The sequence below is a fragment of the Paraburkholderia dilworthii genome (assembly GCF_000472525.1).
GTDB classification, from domain to species: Bacteria; Pseudomonadota; Gammaproteobacteria; order Burkholderiales; family Burkholderiaceae; genus Paraburkholderia; species Paraburkholderia dilworthii.
In genome coordinates this window covers 22135-40082 of sequence record NZ_AWZT01000009.1, presented here as the reverse complement: position 1 = coordinate 40082, position 17948 = coordinate 22135, and the positions used below count along the sequence as shown (strand labels likewise).

The following is a 17948-nucleotide window of genomic DNA, read 5'->3' as shown; positions in this document are numbered from 1 at the left end:
AACGAGATTATATGGAGCCGCCCACTGCTTGGCAAGTACTTTTATGCATCGACTTTAAATTACGCTTAGCCACGTCGCTCACTCGCTTTTGCATGAGCGAATGAGTGCATCAACTCATCAACGCACCGCTGCATCAACCTTTGCGTGATGCTCGCACGACACCCGTCACTTCGCCGAGCAGCGTGCAAGCGCGCTGGATTTGCGCGGCACTCGAAACCTCGACGGTAAACTGCATGAACGCGGCATTGCGGCGTGTCTGCGTCTTCACACCGATCACATTCATTTTTTCCCGCGCGAACACTTCCGATATATCGCGTAGCAAACCTTGGCGGTCCGTGGCTTCTATCGAGAGATCAACCGGATAAACTGATTGCCCTCGACCGCTCATCACATCGGCGGACCATGCCGTTTGCAGTACGCGTTCCGGCGCGCGTTCCGCCATGCGCAGGAACGTCGGGCAATCGCTGCGGTGAATCGACATGCCTTTGCCGCGCGTCACGAAACCGGAGATGTCGTCGGGCGGCGCCGGCCGGCAGCAGCGCGCAAGCTGCGTCAGCAATGCGTCGACGCCGACCACCAGCACGCCCGTGGACGCACCGCGCGCCACGCTCGCGCCACTGCTGCGCTTCTCGAATTGCTCGGGTACTTCGACCACTGGCTCCGGCGGCGGCGCATCATGCAGCGCCTGCTCGACGAGCCGCAAACTGAACTCTTCCTTGCCGACGACCGAGAACAGATCGTCGGTCGTCTTGAAGCCAAGTTTGGCAGCAAGCTGATCGAGATTGACCGACGTCTTGCCCTCGCGCTGTAAGGTCTTTTCAACCATTGCGCGGCCGTTCGCAATGTGCTCCTGCAACTCGACCGCGTTAAACCACGCGCGCACTTTCTGACGCGCACGCGAGCTATGCAGATACCCGAGTTGGGGATTGAGCCAGTCGCGCGACGGCCCGCCTTCCTTCACCGCGACGATCTCCACCGTCTGGCCGTTCTGCAACTGCGTGTTCAGCGGCACCATCGCACCGTCGACGCGCGCGCCACGGCACCGATGCCCCAACTCGCTGTGCAGGTGATAAGCGAAATCCACCGGCGTCGCGCCGTGCGGCAGCGCGATCACCCGCGCTTGAGGCGTCAGCACGTAGATGTGGTCGTCGTCGAGCGTAGCCTGGCGCAGTTGCTCCCACGGCTGCGCCGCGCGCTTGTCGCCGTGCTCGCCCTCCGACACGTCGTCTTTCCACGCCAGCAATTGACGCAACCACGCGATCTTCTCGTCGTACTTCTCATTGGCGGCGAACTGGCCGCCGTAACCGCGCGTGCCAGCCTCTTTATAACGCCAATGCGCGGCCACGCCGTACTCGGCGAACTGATGCATGTCGTGCGTGCGGATCTGCACTTCGAATGCGCGGCCGTCGTCACCGATTACGACTGTGTGCAGCGACTTATAGCCATTCGGCTTGGGCCGCGAGATGTAATCGTCGAACTCTCTTGGCACCGGTTGCCACAAGTTGTGCACGATGCCGAGCACGGTGTAGCAATCCTTGATGTCCGGCACGATTACGCGAAACGCGCGCACATCGTACAGTTCCGCGAAGTCGAGCTCCTTGCCCCGCATCTTGCGCCAGATGCTATAGATATGTTTCGGCCGTCCGCTGACTTCCGCGCGAATGTTCGCGGCGGCGAGTTCCTGCTGCAAGCGTTCAATAGCCTGCGCGACGTAGCTTTCGCGTTCGACACGCTTCTCATCCAGCAGCTTCGCGATGCGCTTATAAGTCACCGGCTCTTCGAAACGAAACGCGAGGTCCTCGAGTTCCCACTTCAGTTGCCAGATGCCAAGACGGTTAGCGAGCGGTGCGTAAATATCGAGCGTTTCGCGCGCCACGTCGGGCGACGGCGTGAGCTTCGCCGCCGCGTAATAACGCAGCGATTGCAGCCGCGACGCGAGCCGGATCAGCACGACGCGAATATCCTGCGCGAACGCGAGCAACATCTTGCGCAACGCCTCGACCTGCGCGCGGCGCGCGGCCTGCGCATCGCGCCCAGCTTCAGGTATTGCGTTCTGCGCGGCGCGCAAACTCACAGTACCGAGGCGCAGCAGCTTGCGCACGTCGCTGACGAGTTGCGCGACTTCTTCGCCGAAGTTGTCGGCGATCACGCGCTCGGGGTCCTGCAAATGCGGCGTCAATGCAAATAACGCCGCAGCCAGCACGGCCGGCGGATCGACGTTGAGCGTACGCATGATCGACGCAGTGCCCGCCGCGTGATCCGCGAGAGACTCGCCCGATGACAGACGCACCTCGCCCGCATGCTGACGCACGAACGCCATCGCTTCGTCGAAAGACGGAAGAGGATTCGGCGTGCTCGTAGCGATTTCGGTATTCATGGTGCGCGGCCCACCGGGCCCAGGCAAATCAACGGAATTTCAACAACGACTGCTCGGTCGTGCTTCGCTTTAGCTGCGCTGCGCCGCGACCACGACGATTTCGACCAGGCACTTCGGGTTCGCGAGCTTCGCTTCGACAGTCGCGCGCGGCGGCGTTGCGCCTTGCGCAACCCACTCGTCCCACACGGCGTTCATGTCGGCGAAATGCACCATGTCCGAGATATAGATTTGCACGGACAGCAAATGCGACTTGTCGCTGTTTGCTTCGCCGAGCAGACGGTCGATGTGGCCGAGCACTTCGCGCGTCTGGCCTGTGATGTCCTGGTCCGCGTCTTCGGCGATCTGGCCGGCGAGGTAAACCGTGCCGTTGTGCACGGCAATTTCAGAAAGACGCTTACCGACATGGTGACGAATGACTGCCATGAAGAATCCTGAAAATGGGTAAAAGAAGATTGAATGGAGATGCGCTTCGCATGTCGCGCTATGACGCCACGCGCAACTACATATTATGACGCGTCGCCGCCAGTGCCGATAAAGAACCGCTTTGCAATATCGATCTGATCCGCAGACAGAAACGCCGGCGCGTGCCCCACACCGTTGATCTCGACCCTCGAAACCGCACGCCCCGTTTCGACCATTTTCGCGACCGTTTCACGCGATAGCAAATCGGACAACTCGCCTCTCACTACCAGCACCGGCCCCTGGAATGACGCGAGCGAATGCCATAGTGCGGCCTCGCCCAGCTTCGCGGTTTCTTCGGTGGTCGCGGCAAAGGGCTGAGCAATGCGTGGATCGTAGCGGAACAACCATGTGCCGTTCTCCTCGCGCAGCAGCGGCGTATTGATTTCGCGCCATTCGTCCAGTGTCAGCGGGCCGAAGGTTCGCGCGAGAAACGCCGCATGATCGATGCCCTGCCCCAGCGAGTCGAAACGCACAGGCTTGCCGAGATAATCGCCGATACGCTTGACGGCCTCCGGCTCCAGATGCGGACCAACATCGTTCAGCAACAGCTTGCGGATCGGCGTATCCGCGAGACCCGCGAGGCCAAGCCCGATGAGGCCGCCCATTGACGTGCCGAACCAGTCGACCGTTTCCACGTTCAGCCGCGCGATGAGCGTGACCATGTCGGCGACATATTGCGGCACGCTATACAGGTTTGGGTTGGCGAGCCACGATGACAAGCCCCGGCCCACCACGTCCGGACAGACGACGCGGTAAGTACCGGCGAACTGCGCCGCCAGCCGGTCGAAATCGCGACCCGAGCGCGTCAAGCCATGCACGCACAACAGCACGCGCGGATTGTCCGGATCGCCCCATTCGGTGTAGGCAATGCGATGCAGACCCACGGCGCTCGCGCACTGCACATAACGTTGGCGCGGCGCGGGCCGCTCGCCGTCGAAAGCTGTTGTTGCAGTCATGTGTGGTCCTTGCAAAAGCGCTGCGGATTTTGGCCGCGCTCTACCCTGAAGCGGCATGCATCCAGTTTTCAAATGATTGCTTCGGACGATTGTAAACCGCTTTGCCGCGCGGCAAGGATCGGCCGGACGATATAGGACGGACGCAGAAAAACGTCGCCGGCACAAAAGAAAAGCGGGCGAGACTCACGCCTCGCCCGCTTTCCCGCGCCCCCCGTTAGCGCATGCATTGGCGGGCGGCCAATCCTGCAACCCCGACTCAGCCCACCGCGCTCACATCGAGCGGCGCGCCCGTCTTCGCCTTGATCTCGTCGACGCTCACGCCCGGAGCCAGTTCCGTCACTTTCAGCCCCGCATCCGTAACTTCGATCACGCCGAGGTCGGTGATGATCTGATCCACCACGCCTACGCCGGTCAACGGCAGCGTGCATTCTTCGAGAATCTTGTGCTGGTCGCCCTTTGCCACGTGCTCCATCAGCACGACCACGCGTTTGACGCCCGCCACCAGATCCATTGCGCCGCCCATGCCCTTGATCATCTTGCCGGGGATCATCCAGTTGGCGAGGTCGCCCTTTTTGCTGATCTGCATGGCGCCGAGAATCGCGAGGTTGATGTGCCCGCCGCGAATCATCGCGAACGAATCCGCCGACGAGAAAATCGACGAGCCCGGCAGCGTGGTCACCGTCTGCTTGCCCGCGTTGATGAGGTCGGCGTCGACTTCATCTTCGGTCGGCGACGGGCCGATGCCGAGCAGGCCGTTTTCCGATTGCAGCCACACTTCGACGCCCGGCGGCACGTGATTCGCCACCAGCGTCGGCAGCCCGATGCCGAGATTCACGTAGAAGCCGTCCTGCAATTCCTTCGCCGCACGCGCGGCCATTTGGTCACGAGTCCATGCCATGATCAGTCTCCTTTCGCGCGGACGACGCGTTGTTCGATGCGTTTTTCCGGATGCGCATTGAGCACGATGCGCTGAACGAAGATGCCAGGCGTATGAATCGCGTCCGGATCGAGCTCGCCCACCTCGACGATTTCTTCCACTTCCGCGACGGTGATCTTGCCGGCCATCGCGCACATCGGATTGAAGTTGCGCGCGGTGCGGCGATAGATCAGGTTGCCCGACTTGTCGGCCTTCCACGCCTTGACGAGCGCGACATCCGCCGTCAGCGAATGTTCGAGCACATAGTGATTTTCGCCGAACTGACGCGTTTCCTTGCCTTCGGCGATCAGCGTGCCGTAACCGGTGTTCGTGAAGAACGCCGGGATGCCCGAGCCGCCCGCACGCAGCTTTTCGGCAAGCGTGCCTTGCGGCGTGAATTCGAGTTCGAGTTCGCCGGCCAGATACTGGCGCTCGAACTCCTTGTTCTCGCCGACATACGACGAGATCATCTTCTTGATCTGGCGCGTTTCGAGCAGCAGACCGAGGCCGAACCCGTCGACACCCGCGTTGTTGCTGATACAGGTGATGTTTTGCACCTTGGTGTCACGCAGCGCCGCGATCAGCGCTTCGGGAATGCCGCATAGCCCGAAGCCGCCGACGGCAAACGTCTGCCCGTCCTTGACGATGTCTTTCAGCGCCTCGGCGGCGCCTGGATAGACTTTGTTCATCAGTATGTCCCTTCCTTTATGGAAACCCGAAACCGGTTATTGCGGCGGGTGCGACGCGCCCGGGCACGGCCCGACACGTCATTCTAGTCATCCGGACGATGCCGTGCGTTCAGCCAGCATGAAGCTTCGCGCAAACGCCGTCACAGACGCTTCGACGCTTCGCCGCGTTCTGTGTGCCCGAAAGGGTACGCTGCGTGCGCTATACGGCACAATACGCAAAAATACATAAGTACTTGCCGCCAGCCCATGCCCGCACTGGATTACCAAACCGCTTTCCATCTCGCACCGATCGGGCTCGTGCTGTCACGTGAGCGCATTATCGAAGACTGCAATGACGAACTTGCGTCGATCTTCGGCTGCCCGCGCGAGGCGCTGCTCGGGCAGTCGTTCCAGATTCTGTACCCATCGGCGGATGAATTCGAGCGGATCGGCGCACGGATTCCGCCGATCATGACCGCGCAAGGCAGCTATGCCGACGACCGCATCATGAAGCGCGCCAACGGCGAGTTGTTCTGGTGCCACGTGACAGGCCGCGCGCAGCGGCGCGCCGACCCGCACGCGGCGGGCGTGTGGACTTTCGAGGATTTGAGCGCGACGCGCCGCGTGGCTGTCGAGTTGACGCCCCGCGAACGCGAAATCGCCGCGCAACTCGTGACGGGAAAGACCAGCAAGCAGATCGGGCGCGCGCTGGACATCAGCCCGCGCACGGTCGACGTCTATCGCGCGCGGCTGATGCGCAAATACGATACGGGCAACGCGACCGAATTGCTGCAGCGTTTGCTCGGGCATTGACCCGACGCAGCAGCGACGCGCGACGCCGCTTTGTGCGAAGTCAGGCTATGAGGTGAAACGGTGAAGCGAGGCCGCGAGGTCGAGGCGTTAAGGGAGACTCGGAAGCAAAGCGGCGACGTCACAGGCCGCAAAGCCACGCCGCAATTGATCGCAAGCCTACGCGGCCGGCTCAGCGGCTTTCACCAGCGCGGCGCGCTCGATTGTCGCGCGCAATACGTCAGGAACCGGCACCGACTTGCCGGCCGCATAGTCAATCCACACGCAGCGGGCGGCGCCGCGCGCATAAACGGTGCTCGGATCGTCCGCGCGCACGAGTTCGAATGCGGTGTCGAAACTGCTGCGGCCAGGCGTCGCGACACTCATGCGGCCGATCACGTCGCCGGGATAATGCAGTTGCTTGAGAAACTCCATCGACGCATTCACGATCACCGGCCCCTGCCCGTCTGCATTGCTGCCGGCAAAGCCGAGCTGCTCGAACCAGGAAATACGCACCTGCTCCATGTAGCGGAAATAGACCGTGTTATTCACATGGCCGAAGGCGTCCATGTCGCCCCAACGGATCGGCATCGACATCTCGAAAACTGCGTGAAAATCGCTCATTGTGCTTCTGCTCTTCTTACTTCTTGAGGATTGAATCCAAGTTTAAACGCGACGAAACCAGGTCGATGCGAGCACCTTAGCGCAGACCTTTTATTGGCAGAAGGCCCGCGCGCGTAAAACAGCTTCTTCGAAACTGAGTCAATTGGCTGCGCGCGTTGGCTGCGCGCGGAGACGATGCCCGCCGGGCCGCGCGCAAAGTCGCACCGGAGGGTCGCATGCGAAATTACGCGCAAAATCGCCCACCACATCGCACGTCACATCGCACGTCACATCGCACGCGAATCGCACGTCACATCGCACGTCACATCGCACGCGAATCGCACGTCAAATCGCACGTCACATCGCACGCGAATCGCACGTCAAATCGCGCGCGAAATTGCAGGCAACACGGCGCTCAGGCGAGGCCGAAGCCGTCGTCGGCGGCGATCACCGAGCCGTTGATGAACTGCGATTCGTCCGCCGCCAACAACAGCAGGAGTCCGTCCAGGTCGTCGGGCTTGCCGACGCGATGGCGCGGCAGCATCGACACGAGCTTTTGCCCCTGCTCAGTCGACCAGTGATGATGGTTAATCTCAGTGTCGATATAGCCCGGGCAGATCGCGTTCACGTTGATGCCGTGCTTGCCCCATTCGAGCGCCATAGCTTTCGTCATATGGACGACGGCCGCCTTGCTCATCGAATAAAGGCCAATTTGCGGCAGCACGCGCAAGCCCGCCATCGACGCGATATTGATGATGCGGTACGACGGCTTCTGCGCATTGTTGCCGCGCATGATCATGCGCTTGGCCACTTCCTGCGCGACGAAGAATGCACCGCGGGTGTTGGTATCGAACACATATTCGAAGTCGGCGGGTGTGACTTCCGACAGCTTCTGCGTGGTGGACACGCCCGAGTTGTTGACCAGAATGTCGATGGTGCCAGCCTCGGTTTCCGCGTGCGCAACCGCCGACTTGATGCTCTGATAATCGGTCACGTCGAGCGACACCACGTGCGCCGCGCCGCCCGACGCCTCGATTTCGGCGCGCAGTTCCTTCAGACGCTCGGTTCGCCGGCTCGCCAGCACGACCTTGGCGCCCGCCTGCGACAACACCTGAGCAAAGCGCTTTCCCAACCCGCTCGAGGCGCCGGTGATGAGCGCGACTTTCCCTTCCAGATTGATCGAACGGCCCATTGTCGTTCCTTGTTCGGTTGTAGTTACGAATGCGGTTGTCAGTCGCGGCCCGACCCGTGTCCGGGTCAATACCGTATCACAGAAATAGAACGCTCGTGCTAATCTCTGCTGATCGGGTTGCGGTGCAAGAGCCCATCGCCCACAATACGATCCCGAAAAAAGCATTCTAACGGTAAGAGGAGCATCAATGACCCCCGCAAGTCTCATTGAGCAGTACGGCCCGCGCGAATCGATGGAATACGACGTCGTGATCGTCGGCGGCGGCCCGGCTGGCCTGTCCGCGGCGATCCGCCTCAAGCAGCTGGCGGCCGACAAGGGCGTCGAGCTTGGCGTGTGCGTGCTGGAAAAGGGCTCGGAGATCGGGGCGCACATCCTCTCGGGCGCGGTGATGGATCCGCGCGCGTTGAATGAACTGATTCCCGACTGGAAGGAAAAAGGCGCGCCTCTGGACGTCGAAGTGACCGAGGACCGCTTCCTGTTTCTGTCGGAGAACACAGCGAAGGCGGTGCCGAACTGGGCGCTGCCGGACAACTTCAAGAACCACGGCAACTACGTGATCAGCCTCGCGAATGTCACGCGCTGGCTGGGCCAGCAGGCGGAAGCGCTGGGCGTCGAAATCTTTCCCGGCTTTCCCGCCGCTGAAGTGCTGTACAACGATGACGGCTCGGTGAAGGGCGTCGCGACCGGCAACCTCGGCATCGGCAAGGACGGTCAGCCGACCGAAAACTTCCAGCTCGGCATGGAACTGCACGCGAAGTACACGCTTTTCTGCGAAGGCGCGCGCGGACATCTCGGGCGGCAGCTGAACGACAAGTTCAGGCTGCGCGACGGTGTCGATCCGCAGGTGTACGGCATCGGTATCAAGGAGTTATGGGAGATCGATCCGTCGAAACACAAGCCGGGGCTCGTGATCCACACGGCCGGCTGGCCGTTGCAGACGGACACCTACGGCGGCTCGTTCCTCTATCACATGGATAACAACCAGGTGGTGGTCGGTTTTGTGGTCGGCCTCGGCTACACGAATCCCTATCTGTCGCCGTTCGAGGAATTCCAGCGCTACAAGACCCATCCGGCGATCCGCCATTTTCTGGAAGGCGGCAAGCGCGTGTCTTATGGCGCGCGGGCGATCACCGCGGGCGGCCTGATGTCGTTGCCCAAGCTGGTGTTCCCCGGCGGCGCACTGGTCGGCGATGACGCGGGCTTCCTCAACGCCTCGCGCATCAAGGGCTCGCATGCGGCGATCAAGACCGGCATGCTCGCCGCCGACGCCGCTTTTGAAGCCGTACAGGCAGGCCGCACCAGCGACGAGCTCACCGCCTATCCCGAGTCGTTCAAGACGTCATGGCTGCACACGGAGCTCTACAGGGCCCGCAATTTCAAGCAGTGGATGAGCAAGGGCCTGTATCTGGGCACGTTGATGGTCGGCATCGAACAGAAAGTGCTCGGCGGTAATGTGCCGTGGACGCTGCATCACCAGCATTCCGATCATGAAATGCTGAAGCCCGCTTCGCAGTGCAAGCCGATTGAATATCCGAAGCCGGACGGCAAGCTGACGTTCGACCGGTTGTCTTCGGTGTTCATCTCGAACACGAATCACGAAGAGAATCAGCCGGCTCACTTGACGCTCAAAGACCCCACGGTGCCCGTGAACGTGAACTGGCAGACGTATGCGGGTCCGGAGTCGCGTTACTGCCCGGCGGCCGTTTATGAGTTCGTGAAAAACGACGACGGCAGCGAACGCCTCGTGATCAACGCGCAGAACTGCGTGCACTGCAAGACCTGCGACATCAAGGACCCGACGCAGAACATCGTGTGGGTGACGCCTGAAGGCGGCGGCGGGCCAAACTATCCGAACATGTAACGGAGCCCCACCTTCGCAACGCGTACGGACGACGTCTGCTTTGCGAAGGGCACCACTCAGCCGTGCGCCATTTCTTCGATGCGCGCGCGCACCCGCGCCACGACCGGGGCCCAGACACCCGCCGCGGGTTGCCGGAACAGTTCGATCGAGTCGTACCAGGGCGTAACCGGCGACTCGCCGCCCCAGAACCATGCCGATACGTGATCGATCATGAGGCAGGTCGGTACGCCGAGCGCGCCGGCGAGATGAGCCGGCCCGCTGTCGATCGTGACCATCAGATCGAGATTCGCCAGCAGCGCGGCTACATCGTCGAATCCCAATTGAAAATCATGAGTGGGATCGACGATGTCGAAGCCTTTTGCACGCCATTGCGCGACCGTCTCCCCACGTCCCGGCGACAACGCAAAATACGTCACGCCCGGCATATTCAATAACGGCTCAAGTTGCCCGATCGGCACCGAGCGCCGCGTATCGCGGATATGCTCTGGATTGCCGTTCCACACGAGGCCCACTTTGCAATTGCCGGATTTGCCGTCGACCCAGGCGTGCACCCGCCGCTCCCAGGACTGCATATGTTGCGGATCGGCGCTCAGATAGGGCGCGCCCCAAACGGCCGCATCGAAAATGCCCAGACGCAGCGGCAAGCTCATCAGACCGCAATGAAAATCAGGCTGCGTTTCGAGGCTTGTTTCTAGCCGCAGGTCCGCAGGCAGCGTCCGTTCGAACAGATGTCGCAGCGGCCCATCGTGACCGAAAATCACCTGGCCGCCCTCGCGCCGCGCACGCTCGGCGAGCAACGGCAGAAAGCGCACGGCCCACAGGCAATCGCCGTTGCCTTGCTCGCCGTACACGACAAGCGTCTTGCCCGCCAGCGACTCGCCTTGCCAAGGCGCGCTGATTGCCGCGAGCGCCTGCTGCGCGTTGTTCAGATCGCCGGCGAACGCAATGCGCGACTCGTAGTGCGCCCAACCCTCGGCGAAACGCCCGCTGCGAATTTCGAGTTCGGAGAGATCGAACAATGCATGCGGATTATTCGGCGACAACGCAAGCACCTGCGCGAGCAACGCTTCGGCTTCCGCGAAGCGCGCCTGCTCCTTGATGCATAACGCCAGCTTGTGAAGCGCGACCGGATTGCCCGGCACGATACGCACCGCCTCACGCAGCAGAGCCTCTGCGGTTGTAAAGTCGTCGCGATGTTGCACGGCGGCCGCGCGCCAGATCAATGCGTTTGCATCGGCGGGATTTTGGGCGAGCAGCAGTCCCGTGGCGGATTCGACAAGTTCCCAGTCACGCACGACGAATGCCGTCTGCGCAATAGTGTGGACTAGCGTCGGCTCACAGGAGGGATCAAGCTGGTATGCGCGCACGAGGGCCACGAGCGCTTCGCGTTGCAGCGCTTTATCGCCGCCCGCGTGTTGCAGCAGCGTCTGACCCAAAGCGAGACAGTCGCGCGCGGTGGCGTGCGGCGTCGCGGCGCGTGCCCGCAAGGCCGGCAGAACGTTGTCCGCCGGCTGTGTTAAGAGAGAATGCATGCGAAAAGCGCCGCCCGCGCAGTGCGATTGAACATGCGCTAACGGCGCTCGTTACGGCGCGCTCGCCGCGATCTTCGGCGTACTCACTGAGACGTCGCCACATTGCGCACGGTGGCGCAACGCGTGGTCGATCAGCACGAGCGCGAGCATGGATTCCGCGATCGGCGTGGCGCGAATGCCGACGCACGGGTCATGCCGTCCAAACGTCTCGACGATCGCCGGCTGCCCCGCCTTGTCGATAGAGCGGCGCGGCGTGCGGATGCTCGAAGTCGGCTTGATGGCGATCGACACCGTAATGTCTTGCCCGGTCGAAATGCCGCCGAGCACACCGCCCGCGTGATTGCCGACGAAGCCCTCGGGCGTGAGTTCGTCGCCATGCACCGAACCACGCTGCGCGACGCTTGCAAACCCGGCGCCGACTTCCACGCCCTTCACCGCGTTGATCCCCATCATGGCATGAGCGATATCGGCGTCCAGCCGGTCGAACAGCGGCTCGCCAAGGCCGACCGGCACACCCGAAGCCACCACGTTGATGCGCGCGCCGATCGAGTCGCCGTCCTTGCGCAGCGCGTCCATATAGGCTTCGAGTTGCGGCACGATATCGGCGTTAGGCACGAAGAAGGGGTTCTCGCGCACATGCGCCCAATCGACGAACGGCACGCCGATCTCGCCGAGCGCGGCCATGTAGCCACGAATTTCGGTGCCGAATTTCTCGCGCAGCCATTTCTTCGCGACCGCGCCGGCCGCCACCGTAGGCGCCGTCAAACGCGCCGACGATCGGCCGCCGCCGCGATAGTCGCGAATGCCGTACTTTTGCCAGTAGGTGTAGTCGGCGTGGCCCGGACGGAAGGTGTCGGCGATATTGCCGTAGTCCTTGCTGCGCTGGTCCGTGTTGCGAATCAGAAGCGCAATCGGCGCCCCCGTAGTCTCGCCCTCGAACACGCCCGACAGAATCTCGACCTTGTCTTCTTCCTGACGCTGAGTGACGTGGCGCGACGTGCCCGGCTTGCGGCGGTCGAGCTCCAGCTGGATGTCCGCTTCGTTGAGCGCCATGCCCGGCGGGCAGCCGTCGATCACACAGCCGATGGCCGGCCCGTGCGATTCGCCGAAGGTCGTGACAGTAAAAAGCGTACCGAGCGTGTTGCCGGACATGAGCGTCGTCCAAAGGAATGCGGGGGAGACGCTATTATGCCAGCCCCGTGGAGCCCGAGGCAGCGCCGTGCGCCGGCTTATGACTTCAGGACAAGGTCATCCCTACTTCCGTGCCCCGCGCAGGTCCGTGACAATCTGCTGGAGCAGTTCGGGCGTCGCGAGCGCCGGCTCGATGGGCTCGCCTACCGCGAGAGTCAGCCGGCTCATCACGCCCTTTTGCACCGGCCGCGGCCAGCGGGCATCGTTGGCGCGCGAAAAGACGCTGCCCCACAGGCCACGCAGCGCCATTGGAATGACCGGCGCGGGCGCGCGCCGGATGATTTCCATAACACCGTGGCGAAACGGATTCATGTCGCCGGTTCGCGTGAGCTTGCCCTCGGGAAAGATGCACACCAGTTCGCCCTCGGCGAGCGCGTCCGCGCAACGCTCGTAAGCGCGCGTCAGCAGTTGCGCGTCCTGATGCGCGGGTGCTATCGGGATAGCCTTCGCGTGACGAAACACCCAGCCCGCAAACGGCGTCCTGAAGATCTCATGATCCATGACGAAGCGAATAGGCCGTGGACTCTCCGCCATGATGACGACCGCATCGACGAAGCTCACGTGATTGCACACCAGCACGGCCGCGCCTTCTTCGGGAATCCGCTCGGCATGAACGAGGCGAATCCGGTAAAACGTGTGCACCAGCACCCACGCGATAAAGCGCAGCAGGAACTCGGGCACGAGCGAATAGATGTAGGTCGCCACCACGATATTGAGCAGCGCGGTCACGAGAAAAATAGCCGGAATACTGAAGCCCGCCGCGGTCAGGCCGACCGCCATCAGCGCCGAGACGATCATGAACAGCGAATTGAGAATATTGTTCGCCGCGATGATGCGCGCCCGGTGGCTCGGCTGGCTGCGGCTCTGGATCAACGCATAGAGCGGCACGCTGTAGAAACCGCCGAACATCGCAAGCAGGAAAAGATCGGCGAGCACGCGCCAATGCGCGACGCGCGCGAGAAACTCGCCGACGCTCAACAAGTGGCCCGCCGGCGGCAACGCATGACTTGCGAAAAACAGGTCGATAGCAAAGACGCTCATGCCGATGGAACCGAGCGGCACGAGACCGATCTCGATACGCCGCTTGGACAGCTTCTCGCACAGCAGCGAGCCAAGGCCGATACCGACCGAGAAGGTCCCTAGCAGGACGGTCACGACATCGGGATTAGCCGACAGCACGTCTTTCGCGAAGCTGAAAAACGACGACAGAAACGTCGCGCCCACGAACCACAGCCAGGATATGCCAAGCAGGCTCAAAAACACCGTGCGGTTTTCGCGCGCGAGCTTGAGGTTGCGCCACGTCTCGCTGACCGGATTCCAGTTGATGCGCAAATCCGGCTGCGGCGCCGCCGTCACCGGCACGAAGCTGGACACGACACGCCCCACGAGCGCAATCGCGACGCAAGCACAAGCCAGCAGCAGCGCGCCATGTTCGGCGAAACCCGCGCTCGCGCCGCCGACAATCGTGCCGACCAGAATCGCGACGAAGGTGCCCATCTCGACCATGCCATTGCCGCCAACCAGCTCCTGCCTCGACAGATGTTGCGGCAGGTACGAATACTTGACCGGCCCGAACACGGTCGAATGGACGCCCATCAGAAACGTGCACAGGTACAGCAGCGGCGCGCTATGCAGCAGGAACCCCGCGCCGCCAATCAGCATGACGGCGATTTCGAAGCTCTTTACGAAACGCGTGAGCATTGCCTTGTCGTACTTGTCGGCGATCTGTCCGGAAGTGGCCGACAGCAGCACGAAAGGCAGGATGAAGATGGCCGAGATCAGGAACGCCGCGGTTTTCGCATCGACGCCCGAAAAGCGCGCGGCCTGAAACGTGACGAGCGACGTGAAACCGATCTTGAAGACGTTGTCGTTCATGGCGCCCAGGAATTGCGTCCAGAAAAACGGCGCAAAGCGGCGCTGGCTGAGCAGCTTGAATTGCGATTCGTGCTCGCCATGCTGGCGCGCCGCACGGCGGGCGGCGGGCAATGGATGCGAGGGGGGCGTAGGGGGTGTCGGGGGCAACGGGCTGTGACTCATGAAGTTCGATGAACGGATTGGGTGGCAGGCGCAAACGAGGCGCCCCGGGAGCCGCATGAGAAGCCACGGCGGCGGGCACAAAAAAAGCGCGCGCTCTCGCGCACGCCTTCACTCGATGTCTCGTCCCGCTGCCGCGCCCGAGCACCGCGGCCGCCTGAGTGATCCGCATGAGCGACCATACAAACGGCCACACAGCGGAGCACAGCGCATCAGCGCGCCGGTTGTTGCCCCTGCTCTTCCGGCCAGTCGCGGATGTACGCCTTGAGCATGCGGTTTTCGAAGCCCTGCTCTTCGACCACCGCCTTCGCGACGTCGTAGAAAGAAATCACGCCCATTAGCGTGCGGCTTTCCATGACCGGCAGGTAGCGCACATGATGCTCGAGCATCATGCGGCGCACTTCGTTGACGTCGGTTTCCGGCGTACAGGTAAGCGGATGATCGTCCATGACCTTACGGATTGTAGAGGTGCCCACGCTTCCGCCGTTCTCGCTGAGCGTAAGAATAATCTCGCGGAATGTCAGCATGCCGACCAGGTCGCCGTACTCCATCACGACCAGCGAGCCGATATCGTGCTCGGCCATCGTGTTGACTGCGTCGTGCAGCGTGGCATCCGGCGTGACCGTGAAAAGGGTGTTCCCTTTGACTTTAAGAATGTCGCTGACTCGCATGATCTGTCTCCCGAAATACCCGCTAGGCATGGTGATGCATCAATGACTTTCGATCCTAGCGGAAAGGTCCATAAAAGGAAAGCGGCCCGCCCATCAAGGCGCGGCGGGCTTTGACCGCCACCGAGAGGCTGCGCGTCAGGCGAATATATGGGGAAACCCGCGCTTGAAGCAGTGGATGCCGATGATAGGATTGCCGCCACCTTTACCTTTCGCGAGGCTGTCCGTGGCCTCGCCGACCAGCATGTCCGCCAACCGTTTCGACACGCTTGCGCTGCACGCCGGCGCCGCCCCCGATCCCGCCACCGGCGCGCGCGCCACGCCGATCTATCAGACCACTTCGTTCTCGTTTCGCGACTCCGATCACGCCGCCTCACTGTTCAATATGGAGCGCGCGGGCCACGTCTACTCGCGCATCTCGAATCCCACCGTGGCGGTGTTCGAAGAGCGTGTCGCGGCGCTCGAAAACGGCGCGGGCGCGATCGGCACGGCAAGCGGCCAGGCCGCCTTGCATCTGGCGATCGTCACGCTGATGGGCGCGGGCTCGCACATTGTGGCTTCGAGCGCCCTCTACGGCGGCTCGCACAATCTGCTGCATTACACGTTGCGGCGCTTCGGCATCGAGACCACGTTTGTCAAACCCGGCGATACCGACGCATGGCGCGCGGCGCTGCGCCCCAATACGCGCCTGCTGTTCGGCGAGACGCTCGGCAATCCGGGGCTCGACGTGCTGGACATTGCATCCGTGGCGCAGATCGCGCACGAGCACGGCGTGCCGTTACTCGTCGATTCCACGTTCACCACGCCCTACCTGCTGAAGCCGTTCGAGCATGGCGCCGACTTCGTCTATCACTCGGCGACCAAGTTTCTGGGCGGTCACGGCACGACCATCGGCGGCGTACTGGTGGACGGCGGCACGTTCGATTTCGACGCCTCGGGGCGCTTCCCCGAATTCACCGAGCCCTACGACGGTTTTCACGGCATGGTATTCAGCGAGGAAAGCAGCGTCGCGCCGTTCCTGCTGCGCGCCCGCCGCGAAGGCTTGCGCGACTTCGGCGCATGCCTGCATCCGCAAGCCGCGTGGCAGCTCCTGCAAGGCATCGAAACGCTGCCTCTGCGGATGGAACGGCACGTGGCCAATACGCGCCGCGTGGTCGAGTTCCTCGCCGGCCACGCGGCTGTCGACGCAGTCGCGTATCCGGAACTGCCGACGCATCCCGATCACGCACTCGCCAAACGCCTGCTGCCGCGTGGCGCAGGCGCCGTGTTCAGCTTCAATCTGCGCGGCGACCGTGCCGCTGGCCGCAGCTTCATCGAAGCGCTTTCGCTGTTCTCGCATCTGGCGAACGTGGGCGACGCTCGCTCGCTGGTGATCCATCCTGCTTCCACGACTCACTTTCGCATGGACGCCGCCGCGCTTGCCGCGGCGGGCATCGCCGAAGGCACGATCCGGCTGTCGATCGGCCTGGAGGACCCTGACGATCTGATCGACGACCTGAAGCGCGGGCTGAAGGCCGCGCAGAAAGTAACGGGCTCAGCGACGCCGGCGCCGCAAAGCGGCAAAACCGTTTCGGCCCAAGCCGCTGGGCCGGGTGCCCCCGCTTCACGTCCCGGCCAGGAGTCCGCATGATTCTCACCGTTCAAGGCAAAGTCGCCTACGCCTACACCGGCGGCAAGCCGTTCGACGCGAGTCTGCCGACCGCCGTGTTCATCCACGGCGCGGAGCACGACCATAGCGTATGGGCGCTGCAGACGCGTTACTTCGCGCATCACGGCTTCGGCGTCCTCGCCGTGGATCTGCCCGGACACTGCCGCAGCACGGGCCCGGCGCTGCGCACGGTAGCGGCGATGGCTGACTGGCTCGCCGCATTGCTCGACGCCGCCGGCGTGCAGCGCGCATTCGTGGTCGGCCATAGCATGGGCTCCCTTATCGCGCTCGACTTCGCCGGCCGCTATCCGCAGCGAGCTACTCACCTCGCCCTCCTCGCGACCGCGTTGCCAATGTCCGTCTCCGACGCCTTGCTGGAGGCCGCCCTGCATCGAGAGGCTGAAGCAATCGGCATGGTCAATCAATGGTCGCACTCGACGCTCGCCGCGAAACCTTCCTGCCCCGGTCCCGGCTTCTGGCTGCACGGCATGAATCAGCGGCTGATGGAGCGTGTTTCGGCAAGCGGCGAAGCCAATCTCTTTCACACCGACTTCACCGCGTGCAACACGTACGCCGACGGCCTCGCGCGGGCCGCGCAGATTCGCTGCGCGACGCGCCTCGTCGTCGGCCGGCGCGACGCGATGACGCCACCACGAGCCGCCAGGGCGCTGGCCGACGCACTCACGCGGGCAGGCGTACCGGTCGACACCGTGATGCTGGACGCCGGACACGCGCTGATGACCGAGCAGCCCGACGCGACCCTCGACGCGCTTTTCAGCTTCGCCAGCACGCCTGCTTGCGAGGTGGGCTAGCCGCTATCGGATCGCTCGTCGGACGCGGCAAGCTTGGCGAGCCTTCGCAACGCTTGCAACTCTTCGCAGCCGTCACGATAGCGGCAACGAAGCGTCGGCGCCATCGGCCGAACGGCCAGGTTGCGCCATGCACACGATAGCCGCACAATGAATCGAGCCTGTCCTTTTCCGCGCGCCGCAGGCTTGCCGGCGCACGTTAAAAACCGTTCACAGCGACGGGCGTGCAACCGCAACGCGTA

Annotated in this window: 15 protein-coding genes; 4 read left to right on the top strand and 11 right to left on the bottom strand. The window is 62.8% G+C overall.

Annotated features, from left to right (window positions below; genetic code table 11):
- Positions 1 to 133: 133 nt before the first annotated feature.
- From F759_RS0110760 to F759_RS0110740, 5 genes are all read right to left on the bottom strand, one after another.
- A complete protein-coding gene (locus tag F759_RS0110760) occupies positions 134 to 2377 on the bottom strand; it encodes a RelA/SpoT family protein (protein WP_027799854.1) in 2244 nt (747 codons plus the stop codon).
- Between the two features lie 69 nt (positions 2378 to 2446).
- The gene (locus F759_RS0110755; RefSeq protein ID WP_027799853.1) at positions 2447 to 2800 is read right to left on the bottom strand and encodes a RidA family protein; all 354 of its coding nucleotides are present in this window, start codon (positions 2798 to 2800) and stop codon (positions 2447 to 2449) included.
- A gap of 83 nt (positions 2801 to 2883) precedes the next feature.
- On the bottom strand, positions 2884 to 3795 hold the full coding sequence (locus F759_RS0110750) for an alpha/beta fold hydrolase (protein ID WP_027799852.1): 912 nt from the start codon (positions 3793 to 3795) through the stop codon (positions 2884 to 2886).
- Between the two features lie 256 nt (positions 3796 to 4051).
- Entirely contained in the window at positions 4052 to 4693 is a 642-nt protein-coding gene (locus F759_RS0110745; RefSeq protein ID WP_027799851.1) for a CoA transferase subunit B, read from the bottom strand.
- A gap of 2 nt (positions 4694 to 4695) precedes the next feature.
- Positions 4696 to 5400: a CoA transferase subunit A gene (locus F759_RS0110740; protein ID WP_020069521.1), complete on the bottom strand. Its 705-nt coding sequence runs from the start codon at positions 5398 to 5400 to the stop codon at positions 4696 to 4698.
- Between the two features lie 246 nt (positions 5401 to 5646).
- Between F759_RS0110740 and F759_RS0110735 the strand changes: the two genes are divergently transcribed.
- Positions 5647 to 6192, top strand: a complete 546-nt coding sequence (locus F759_RS0110735; RefSeq protein WP_027799850.1) for a LuxR C-terminal-related transcriptional regulator — start codon at positions 5647 to 5649, stop codon at positions 6190 to 6192.
- A 156-nt stretch (positions 6193 to 6348) separates the two neighbouring features.
- Here the strand turns inward: F759_RS0110735 and F759_RS0110730 are convergent, their stop codons facing one another.
- Together F759_RS0110730 and F759_RS0110725 are read right to left on the bottom strand one after the other, a co-directional pair.
- Positions 6349 to 6792 carry an acyl-CoA thioesterase gene (locus F759_RS0110730; protein WP_027799849.1) on the bottom strand — a complete coding sequence of 148 codons (444 nt, stop codon included), beginning with the start codon at positions 6790 to 6792 and terminating at the stop codon, positions 6349 to 6351.
- 394 nt (positions 6793 to 7186) lie between these two features.
- The gene (locus F759_RS0110725) at positions 7187 to 7963 is read right to left on the bottom strand and encodes an SDR family oxidoreductase (RefSeq protein ID WP_027799848.1); all 777 of its coding nucleotides are present in this window, start codon (positions 7961 to 7963) and stop codon (positions 7187 to 7189) included.
- 187 nt (positions 7964 to 8150) lie between these two features.
- Between F759_RS0110725 and F759_RS0110720 the strand changes: the two genes are divergently transcribed.
- Entirely contained in the window at positions 8151 to 9824 is a 1674-nt protein-coding gene (locus F759_RS0110720; RefSeq protein WP_027799847.1) for an electron transfer flavoprotein-ubiquinone oxidoreductase, read from the top strand.
- A gap of 56 nt (positions 9825 to 9880) precedes the next feature.
- On the opposite strand, the gene F759_RS0110715 is transcribed toward F759_RS0110720, so the two are convergent.
- From F759_RS0110715 to F759_RS0110700, 4 genes are all read right to left on the bottom strand, one after another.
- Positions 9881 to 11356 carry a tetratricopeptide repeat protein gene (locus tag F759_RS0110715; RefSeq protein ID WP_027799846.1) on the bottom strand — a complete coding sequence of 492 codons (1476 nt, stop codon included), beginning with the start codon at positions 11354 to 11356 and terminating at the stop codon, positions 9881 to 9883.
- Between the two features lie 51 nt (positions 11357 to 11407).
- A complete protein-coding gene (gene aroC, locus F759_RS0110710) occupies positions 11408 to 12508 on the bottom strand; it encodes a chorismate synthase (protein ID WP_027799845.1) in 1101 nt (366 codons plus the stop codon).
- Positions 12509 to 12610: 102 nt separating this feature from the next.
- Positions 12611 to 14584, bottom strand: a complete 1974-nt coding sequence (locus F759_RS0110705; protein WP_051377207.1) for an MFS transporter — start codon at positions 14582 to 14584, stop codon at positions 12611 to 12613.
- A gap of 209 nt (positions 14585 to 14793) precedes the next feature.
- On the bottom strand, positions 14794 to 15252 hold the full coding sequence (locus F759_RS0110700; RefSeq protein WP_020069514.1) for a CBS domain-containing protein: 459 nt from the start codon (positions 15250 to 15252) through the stop codon (positions 14794 to 14796).
- A 241-nt stretch (positions 15253 to 15493) separates the two neighbouring features.
- Between F759_RS0110700 and F759_RS0110695 the strand changes: the two genes are divergently transcribed.
- Both F759_RS0110695 and F759_RS0110690 read left to right on the top strand, forming a co-directional pair.
- Complete coding sequence (locus tag F759_RS0110695; RefSeq protein WP_036024101.1) at positions 15494 to 16879, top strand: O-acetylhomoserine aminocarboxypropyltransferase; 1386 nt, start codon at positions 15494 to 15496, stop codon at positions 16877 to 16879.
- Complete coding sequence (locus F759_RS0110690; RefSeq protein WP_027799842.1) at positions 16876 to 17709, top strand: alpha/beta fold hydrolase; 834 nt, start codon at positions 16876 to 16878, stop codon at positions 17707 to 17709. The genes F759_RS0110695 and F759_RS0110690 overlap by 4 nt, the downstream gene beginning before the upstream one ends.
- The last annotated feature ends 239 nt before the right edge of the window (positions 17710 to 17948 follow it).